Annotated in this window: 7 tRNA genes; all 7 read right to left on the reverse strand. The window is 38.4% G+C overall.

Annotated features, from left to right (window positions below):
- Positions 1-134 precede the first annotated feature (134 nt).
- Positions 135-210: transfer RNA gene (locus GQR46_RS19525), tRNA-Val, on the reverse strand.
- A gap of 62 nt (positions 211-272) precedes the next feature.
- Positions 273-348 (reverse strand) — tRNA-Val (locus GQR46_RS19530).
- A 32-nt stretch (positions 349-380) separates the two neighbouring features.
- A tRNA-Val gene (locus GQR46_RS19535) sits at positions 381-456 on the reverse strand.
- A gap of 49 nt (positions 457-505) precedes the next feature.
- Positions 506-581, reverse strand: a tRNA-Val gene (locus GQR46_RS19540).
- Positions 582-734: 153 nt separating this feature from the next.
- A tRNA-Val gene (locus GQR46_RS19545) sits at positions 735-810 on the reverse strand.
- Between the two features lie 49 nt (positions 811-859).
- A tRNA-Val gene (locus tag GQR46_RS19550) sits at positions 860-935 on the reverse strand.
- 153 nt (positions 936-1,088) lie between these two features.
- Positions 1,089-1,164: transfer RNA gene (locus tag GQR46_RS19555), tRNA-Val, on the reverse strand.
- Positions 1,165-1,490 lie beyond the last annotated feature (326 nt).

Consider the following 1,490-nt stretch of genomic DNA (forward strand, 5'->3'; position numbering starts at 1 on the left):
TTTTCTTAACGTTAAATAGACCCCATATATAAGCAGATTGGTATTATATATTGAGTTTTTATGAAGTTCTTAAATGTATTTAATATGCGAAGAAAGAGTTATTACTAGAGAGGTTGTCTGATGGTATTTATATGTGGTGGGTGATACTGGACTTGAACCAGTGACCCTCGCCTTGTAAGGGCGATGCTCTCCCAACTGAGCTAATCACCCACATATAATAGGTATGCCTGTTATTTAATTCTTTATTATCAAATTAACCGCTTGATGTAATTTGGTGGGTGATACTGGACTTGAACCAGTGACCCTCGCCTTGTAAGGGCGATGCTCTCCCAACTGAGCTAATCACCCAAATTACATTTTAATATGCACCATTCTAGGAATGGTGGGTCGTACTGGACTTGAACCAGTGACCCTCGCCTTGTAAGGGCGATGCTCTCCCAACTGAGCTAACGACCCATATTAAAATTTTAAAACGCGACTATTGATATAATAATAGGTTTATATGTGGTGGGTGATACTGGACTTGAACCAGTGACCCTCGCCTTGTAAGGGCGATGCTCTCCCAACTGAGCTAATCACCCACATATAAATTAAAACGCTACTATTGAAATAAATAGTACTGGACTTTAACCAGTGAACCTCGCCGTTACTTGTAAATAGCGGTAATGTTCTCTTTTTTCTAACTGAGCTAACGACCCATTTAGATTTTCTTGTAATATGCACCATTCTAAGAATGGTGGGTCGTACTGGACTTGAACCAGTGACCCTCGCCTTGTAAGGGCGATGCTCTCCCAACTGAGCTAACGACCCATATTACAATTTTAAAACACGACTATTATATAATAATAGGTTTTATATGTGGTGGGTGATACTGGACTTGAACCAGTGACCCTCGCCTTGTAAGGGCGATGCTCTCCCAACTGAGCTAATCACCCACATATAAATTAAAACGCTACTATTAAAATAAATAGTACTGGACTTTAACCAGTGAACTTCACTGTTGCTTATAAGTAGCAGTGATGCTCTCTTTTTTCTAATTGAGCTTAGGACCCGTATAGAATTTAGATGTGAACACTTTAATTAAAAAGTGGTGGGTGATACTGGACTTGAACCAGTGACCCTCGCCTTGTAAGGGCGATGCTCTCCCAACTGAGCTAATCACCCACATCTAAACAACATTGCATTGCTGCGTTGTTGTGGGGCGCTATTATAGATAGAGTTGAAAATGTGTCAACACTTGAATGATAAAAATGTGCTGAATGAAGGTTTTATAAACAATAGGATATGGTTGAAGTCTATTTTATCATCAAATTTGATATTGCAGTTCAATTAAGCACCTAATAAGCTCCTAAAAGTGAGTAGGGAATTGTATTTTATTAATCTTAAATTTAGCTTCACGATACTTATTGTTTTTTTTACTGGAGTCGTTTTTATGATTATGAGCAAGATGGATTAATATTAGGGCTAGTTATTTAGTGAATAGAGCGGTC

The organism is Pseudoalteromonas sp. Z1A6 (assembly GCF_011378745.1).
In the GTDB taxonomy this organism is placed as follows: Bacteria; Pseudomonadota; Gammaproteobacteria; order Enterobacterales; family Alteromonadaceae; genus Pseudoalteromonas; species Pseudoalteromonas arctica.